General features: G+C 37.0%; 4 protein-coding genes and 2 pseudogenes. 5 read left to right on the top strand and 1 reads right to left on the bottom strand.

The window, feature by feature from the left end; translation table 11 throughout:
• Nucleotides 1-46 precede the first annotated feature (46 nt).
• The 5 genes and pseudogenes from E1171_RS24950 (at nucleotide 47) to E1171_RS24940 (ending at nucleotide 2,312) form a co-directional block, all read left to right on the top strand.
• Nucleotides 47-687 (top strand): annotated as a pseudogene (locus E1171_RS24950) (DUF6266 family protein).
• Between the two features lie 573 nt (nucleotides 688-1,260).
• Entirely contained in the window at nucleotides 1,261-1,431 is a 171-nt protein-coding gene (locus E1171_RS12625) for a hypothetical protein (protein ID WP_155206367.1), read from the top strand.
• A 42-nt stretch (nucleotides 1,432-1,473) separates the two neighbouring features.
• Complete coding sequence (locus E1171_RS12620; RefSeq protein WP_155206366.1) at nucleotides 1,474-1,662, top strand: hypothetical protein; 189 nt, start codon at nucleotides 1,474-1,476, stop codon at nucleotides 1,660-1,662.
• A gap of 224 nt (nucleotides 1,663-1,886) precedes the next feature.
• Nucleotides 1,887-2,036 (top strand): annotated as a pseudogene (locus E1171_RS24945) (MBG domain-containing protein); the annotation flags it as partial.
• Between the two features lie 3 nt (nucleotides 2,037-2,039).
• On the top strand, nucleotides 2,040-2,312 hold the full coding sequence (locus E1171_RS24940; protein WP_425509618.1) for a T9SS type A sorting domain-containing protein: 273 nt from the start codon (nucleotides 2,040-2,042) through the stop codon (nucleotides 2,310-2,312).
• Nucleotides 2,313-2,405: 93 nt separating this feature from the next.
• Here the strand turns inward: E1171_RS24940 and E1171_RS12610 are convergent, their stop codons facing one another.
• Entirely contained in the window at nucleotides 2,406-6,578 is a 4,173-nt protein-coding gene (locus tag E1171_RS12610; RefSeq protein WP_155206365.1) for a T9SS type A sorting domain-containing protein, read from the bottom strand.
• Nucleotides 6,579-7,984 lie beyond the last annotated feature (1,406 nt).

The following is a 7,984-nucleotide window of genomic DNA, read 5'->3' as shown; positions in this document are numbered from 1 at the left end:
TGAAACACTCTTAGCAACGAAAAGGCTTTATATAGGACAGAATGTTATGGGAAGAATTAACCAAGGAATTTTAGGGGGCTTTTCCGGCAAGGTCGGAAACGTAATTGGAGGCAATTGGAAAGGCATTGACTATATGCGAGTCAAGCCGTCCAATGTTGCCACCCCTCGAACTCAGGGACAGGTAACCCAAAGAAACAAGTTTATCACCGCTTTGCAATTCTTGAAGCCGATGAAAGACTTTATCAAAGTTGGCTACAAAGGTTTGGCAATAAAAAAACAGAGTTCAACTCTGCCATGTCTTACATTCTTAAAAATGCCATTGTAGGAAATTCCCCAGATTTCACCATTGACTATACTAATGTATTAATCAGCCGTGGTGCATTAATTGGAGCTTTAAACCCAAGTATCGACACCTCCACCAGTGGAATTGCCACCTTTAGTTGGGACGACAATTTAGTTCAAGGTTCAGTCTTGGCAACTGACAAATCCATGCTCTTAATATACAATGAGTGGAACGGGGAAGTAGTTTTTACTAATTCCGGAGCTGCCAGAAGTGCAGGATCGCAAAACCTATCTGCACCCGATAATTACACAGGTAATACTTTACAGTTCTTTATAGCATTTATCACCGAAGTAGGTCTTGAAGTTTCAAATAGTTCCTATGTCGGTTCATCCGTTGCTGCCTAATCCGTTAAATTTCTGCCAGAAAACCGCTTCTTTTATAGGGCGGTATTTTTTTATTTGCTCATTTTTTAATTTTCTTTTTCCTACTCCTTATTATCCCAAAAATGCCATATTTTTGTTTCTAATTCGTTACCATGAAACCACAAACACCTGATAACCATACAATAACAAGATTTTGTATCGGGAAGTAATCCCACTTCCCTTCCTTAAATAAACCTTTCATTTATAGTCATTAGTAAGGTTTTTCTTTCCTTTTCTTATTGCTTTCCTTCATTTCTTTTTTTATGATAAATTCTATATGTCAATTTTCTTGATGTATAGCATCCATTAATTTAATACCGATCTTTTTATAACCTTCAAATTTATCAATACATCAAAACCTGAAATAATAAACTGACCAATTAAAAGATCAAATAACTCAAGTAGAAAAAAAATCTTGAACTAATCTTCAAAATAAAAACAATTCATTACTAAATAATATTTTATAAACAACATTAAAACCAATAAAATATTTCTAATTTTTAGATAAATTATACAAAAAATACATACTAAGTTAGATTGAAGCCATTTTCAAATATGAAGACAACTTTACTTGGCACAACTTTACTTTTCCTGACGACGATATCTTATTCTCAGAAAAGTTACACCATGAGTGAAGATACCCTAACTGTTTGTGAAGGTCTTTATTTAAACCCTGGTGGCAAGGAGACTTATGCTCCCAATATGCATATTACTCAAACCATCTAGCCAGGAGACAAAAAAGAATTACTTCATATCAATTTCGAGCAGATGTTTCTTGAAGGTCAGAATGATCAACTTGGCATTTATGATGGAGAAATCCCTTCAGCCCCTTTAATTCACAGATTTCACGGATCTTATGACCAACAATTTCCTTTTTCTGTAACTTCTACTAAACCAGGTGAAGCCTTACCCCTTACCTTTTGGTCCGACGAAGGGGAAAAAACAAGATCTGGTTGAAAAGCCACCTTAAACTGTATTCCTGTCTCCCCCACTGCTTATAAAGCATTAGAAATAAATAATGAACATGTTGAACTCAGTTGGAATTATCCAAATCATAAAAAAACCTTGAGTAACAATTATTCAACCAGCAGTAAATCAGCAAAACTTATAATTGAGAAAGCAAAAGCAGAGATTATTTTTAATGATCTAGAACAGTTTCATGATGGGCACCAAAGCAAGTTAATGTAACAATCATTCCGGAAGGGCTTAACCTGGAAGTAAAATATGCTATTAATAATAAATATGGTAAGGAATTTCCGATTGAAATTGGAGAATATACTGTTTACGCTACCATTAAAGAAAATAATTATGAAGCAGAAGTATATTCCTGGTTAATTATTAGTCCCATCACAGGAATACAAGACTTAAACGAAACAGCATTAACTTATGCTCCCAACCCAGCAGGCAACTACTTCCAAATAAAAGGTATACAATCTGGAAAAACCTACCAAATAAAAATAGTAAATACATTAGGGCAAACCTTAATGAGGAGAGAAATCAAAAATGAGCAGGATCAAATTGATATTCGTTCCCTTTCTAACGGATTGTATATGGTTCAAATAGAGGGAGCAACAAGTCAGCACTTCAGGTTAATAAAAAAACAATAAGCAGGGAATCACCCTCATTAATATTTCCCAGAATAAGGAAAGTCTTTCCATCCATTTTCTTTAATGGGAAGACTTTCTTTTTACTAACAAGAGTTATTGTTTCAATATTTTCTGAACTAATTGATTTTCTCCATTTCTGAAAATAATTAAGTAATAAATTCCAGCCGAGTAGGAAGTTAAATTCAATAGAGTAATCTTTTCATGAGAAGTTAATTGAACTCTTTCTCTTCCCCAAGAATCAATAAGGCGAATGTTAATGGGTGCAGAGCTTTCCTTTTCAATATAAAGTAATTCATTTGTAGGGTTAGGGTAAGTCTTAATTCGGGAATAACCATTAGATTCATTAACTCCAAGGATAACATATTCCCGACATTTGGAGATAACTGAACATATTCCATCACTTATTTCAACAGCATAACTGCCACTTTCTTTAGGAAAAAAAGTTTGGTCGGTTTTTCCAGAAATAGGAGCATTTCCATTAGCACAATCCAACCACTGGTAAGTATACCCATTGGCAGTGGCCATTAGGCCCTCTTCATTTTGAGTAATGGAATTATCAAGGGGAGAAATGATCACCTGTTGGGTCTGAGTAGTGCTATTCCCATTTCCATCCTCAAACTTCCAAACAATTTCTGTAGTTCCCACCTTTTCAATTGGAAAGATGGATAAATCAGTTTTTCCAATAATTTCCTCACCACAATTATCTGTGGCTGTTGGGGCTGTTGGCACAAAAACCGCACAAGCCCCATTTATTATGGCTAAATTTTCCAAATTAGGGACAGGCTCCCTATTATCATTTGGAATGACCTCAAAGGTCCATTCTGTGTTGTTATTAGAGACATCACTTACCTTCATGAAAATTGTCGTTGGAGTTGTGATCACTGTACCAGGTTCGGGGGTTTGAACAACCAAGGGATCTGAATCACAATTATCTGAAACCACAAAGTTTGCTGAAAAATCTGGCAATATGACCTCACAACTTTCATCAGTTGGTAATTCAACATTGGAAAGCTGATTAATGGCTGGAGCTGATTCATCTACAAGGTGGACTGAAAAACTCACCGAACTACTATTATTTGATATATCTGTCACCATAAGCTTTACATTTGTTGTTTCCGTGATCAATTCACCTGCTTCCGGTTCCTGGACCAATTGAGGGTTATTATCGCAATTATCAGTAATTGTAATTAATGAACTAAAATCCGGTAAGACCGCTTGGCAATTTTCATCTTTGATCAACACTTGATCCAAAGGTTGGCTCAGATCGGGAGGATGATTATCCAATAACTCCACTTCAAAACTCACCGAATAACTATTTTCTGAGTCATCTGTAGCCTGCAGCGTCACCTGGGTCGACTCAAAAACTACAGTCCCCGCTTCAGGACTTTGTTCCAAGGAAGGGAAAGGGTCGCAGTTATCTGAAATACTTACCAAAGAACGATAATCCGGTAAAATTGCCTCACACTTATCATCTTTTACTAAGGTTTGATCTGAAGGTTGACTTAATTCCGGAGCCATTTTATCCAATAAAGCCACTTCAAAACTCACTGTCGCACAATCGCCCGAACCCTCCAAAAGTGTTAGAGAAACCTTAGTATTACTTGTAACAATAGATCCTACTTCAGGATTTTGCACAATCGTGGATTCAGGAGAAACACCTTCCGGAAGGGAAATCAGCCCACTATAATCCGGTAAAATGGCTTTACAGTTAGCATCAACTTCTAGACTCTGGTTCTGGGGTTTTTCTAAACCATTAGAGCAAAATTTAAAAGAATAAACGGCCCCTGAATTTGTCCCCTCTTCATCTTTATAGGGAGACCCTACCAAAATACCTCCTTCATAAATTCCAACCGAGGTACCAAAATAATCCCTATGCCGACCGTTTTTTGGGGTAATTTTATAATTTTCGGTCATATCCATCCAACCATTTTCTCCCTTTTCAAAAATGTAAGCCGAACCAGAGTATATGCTTCCATTACTGTCTTTGGGTGCCCCTACCAAGACACGCTCTCCTGAAATATTCACAGATTTCCCAAAATAATTGTTTGTATGCCCATCCGAAGCACTCAATATACCAGTCTCACTCATATCCTGCCAACCGTCCACTCCCTTTACAAATACATAAGCTTTTCCCGGAGAAAATTTATTAGAAATACTCCCATAAGCTCCAACTACTATTTGATCTCCCGAAATACTCACTGAAGTGCCAAAATAATTTAAAAAATCTCCATCCGAGGAAAACAGCCTGGCCGTCTCAGTCATATTTTGCCAGCGATCATTCTCTTTTTGAAATAAATAGACCGAACCAGAAAGCTCCTCTCCTACCCTATCCTCTGGTGCTCCAACAGCAATTAAATTTCCGGAAATATCCACTGCAGCACCGAACCAATCTTTTGAAGTACCTCCCTCAGTCCTCAGTGTAGCGGTCTGGTTCATATCCTGCCATCCACCGGCTGGTTTTTCAAATACATATACATATCCACGGTCATTATCATCATAATGAAATGGGGCCCCCACCACCACCTGATCTCCTGAAATACTTACTGAATATCCAAAATCGTCCTCATCATTAAATTGAAAAGCAGGGCTTAATTTAGCCGTCTGACTCATATCCTGCCATCCTTCCGCTGGTTTTTCAAACACATATGCAGACCCTGAACGAGATCTTTCTTCAGGATGGTCATTATAAGCCCCAACCACAATTTGGTCACCCGAAATATCTACAGAAGATCCAAAATTATTTCCGTCCTCCCCATCAGAAGCACTTAATTCAGCTTGCTTCAACCAATGGTCACCGTCGTACCAAAGCACCATTACTCTTCCCCTAGAGTCATCATAACCAGGCACTCCCACTACGGCATATACCCCATCTATGGCTAAAGCACTTCCAGTTTCGTTCCAAGTATTGGCATAAAAATCTGGTGCAATTATTTTTTGTTCTTCTGATAACAAAGGACCAACTGCATCGTCTTTATTCATGAAATATACCGAGCCCGAACCATTATCCTTATCATCAGTCCAAGGCCCTCCAACCACAACCTGATTTCCAGAGATACTTACTGAGTTACCAAAGGAATCAGAATTGTCATCTGAAGGGCTTAACTTAAAGGTCTGAGTCATATCCTGCCAGCCATCAAAATCTTTTTCAAAAAAATAAGCCATATTATAGGCCCCAATTACCAGATTATTATTAGAAATACTCACCGAACGGCCCAATCCCCTATCATATTCAGGATCTAAAACATCCATCTTGGCGGTTGGCTGCATATCCTGCCAACCATTCGAAGGCTTTTCAAACACAAAAGCGGCACCAGAAACACCATCATTATTTTCATGTCCCTCAGCTCCTACCACTATCTGATTTTCAGATATACTTACCGACTTCCCAAAGAAATCAGAGTTCCCCCTATCTGAAGCAATCAATTTCGCAGTCTGGCGGGTTTCTTTCCACCCATCCAAAGGCCTTTCAAATACATAGGCCGCACCGGCATAATTATCATCGTAGGAAGCCCCAACAACTACTTGTCCCTCCCATATATCAACTGAAATACCAAATCGTTCATCTTCATTTCTTTCTGAGGGAACTAGTTTGGTCCTAGCAATAATATCTCTCCAACCCCCATCTCCTTTTTCAAAAACAAAAGCGGCACCACCCATCACAGAGCCCAACTCAATATCATAAAATCTATCAAAGGGAGCTCCTACAACAATCTGATCGCCAAAAATGCTCACTGAAGTACCAAATTCATCCCAATGCCCCCCATAAGAATCGGTAAGTATTGCAGTTTGGTTCATATCCCTCCAACCTTCAGCCGGCTTTTCAAACACATAAACGGCACCAGAAAAAGTCCAATATGGATTACTTTCCCGAGGAGCTCCCACTACAATCTGATCACCAGAAATACTGACAGAGTACCCAAACCAATCCCCTGCATCTCCGTAAGAGGCGGTCAATTCGGCTTGCTTCACCCAGGATTCTCCATCATACCAATATACAAAAGCAGCTCCCTTTTCACCATCTCGCCCTTTGGCCCCCACCACTGCATATCGACCATCTACATCCACAGCACCTCCAAACCCCATGCCTTCAACGTTAAATTCAGGGCTAAGGTAGGGAGTAGTGCCATCTTCAAACCAACCCTGTGCATAAGTATTGTTCAAAGTAATACCGATTAAGAATATGTAAAAGAACATGAAAATCGTAATGCTTTTTGATCTCCATTGTTTCAATCCTATTACTAAATGGTTGAGTAATTCTTTTTTCATCTAAATTCAAGGTTTATTTTTTCTTTAAAAGATTTCTTTGTGAAATCACCAATTTTATAGGTGTTTGAAGAAACAACCACAACTTAGGCTCTGTAAATGCTAATTTAAAGAACCAAACCACAAATTCCTCCAACCTCAAAAGCAGTAGGTTTTACTTTTTTCAGTACTTTGCCAACCTACATTCTCTTTTACAAAAACATAAACAGAGCCAACGTATTCTACATGCTACACCGAATGGTTCCCCAACGACAGTTTATTCTTCATCTATTGCTACAACATTTCTAGAATTCATTAATTGGGAAGCTGTGGTCTCAAAAAAAGAGTACCCTCATATGGACTCCAGACGAATGTGAAAAACATTGCTTAAACCTAAATTTACAAACACCATCAAATATAAAAACCATTAAATGGTAATCTTTTCCCTAAGCATTTTAGAAAAAATCAATGGATTATCGAAAAAATATCATATCATTTTTCTTTAAATAAACAGTAAAGGCAATTTGAGCAATTTTATTATTAAATCATATCCATTTATCAAATTAATAAAGGCAAATTACCTATCATTAATTTATAATTTTCACTAAACCTCCTATTCTTTTTGCTTTTTTAAGGGCATTACTCTAACTAAGCTCTTCAATCATTATTCCCTCTGGGATAGTATATTTCAAACGAGAATTTATCTTATTTGAAGCATGTGAGAAATAGAATAACCTCATGTATTCTATTTTACAGGTATACAGGCCCTATATTCTTTTGAAAAGGAAAACATTTATTTTTTTCGTTAAATAATTCAATAAAAAAAACAGAAATCAAATTATACTTTTACACCAAAAAAGAAACTTGTTTTTCCAATGGAATCATAATAAAAGCTCTTTTATGGCATATAAAACAGGAAATAAAGTAAACCCTCTAAAAAGATTAGCCCCTAAGGTGGAGAATGTCCTTTTTTAAAACCCCCAAAGCCAGATTACCAAATTATTATTAATTGGGGAAGTGTAAACATCATACAAAAATTCAGATGAAGGCTTATAACATCAATTCTGGACAAATTGCAGGAAAAGTTAAATGTAGTCAATACTCAAACAGAAAAAGAACTTCTTAATTTGTGAAAGCGATTTGAATTCTATTTCATAAGAAAAAACCAAATGGAAGAATCAACAAATGAAAAAAGTCGATCACTATATATGCCTCCAAGAAACTAAATCGGCCAAATTATGGATGTACCTTGACAAATTAACAGAAAAGTTATAGTTAGTAACCCTTTGAGCAAACCCAGAGAAATTCAAAACATTTTTATTCCTACATCAAGAGGATTTCCTAATCATAATTCTTTTGCCTATCACTGCCACCTTCTAACATGAAGTTATAAGAGTGCAAAAAGAAAAGAGATCAAAAGTGATCAGGAC

It is taken from the genome of Xanthovirga aplysinae (assembly GCF_009711365.1).
GTDB classification, from domain to species: Bacteria; Bacteroidota; Bacteroidia; order Cytophagales; family Cyclobacteriaceae; genus Xanthovirga; species Xanthovirga aplysinae.
Note: the sequence above shows the minus strand (reverse complement) of the source record. Positions and strands in the feature narration are given on the sequence as shown.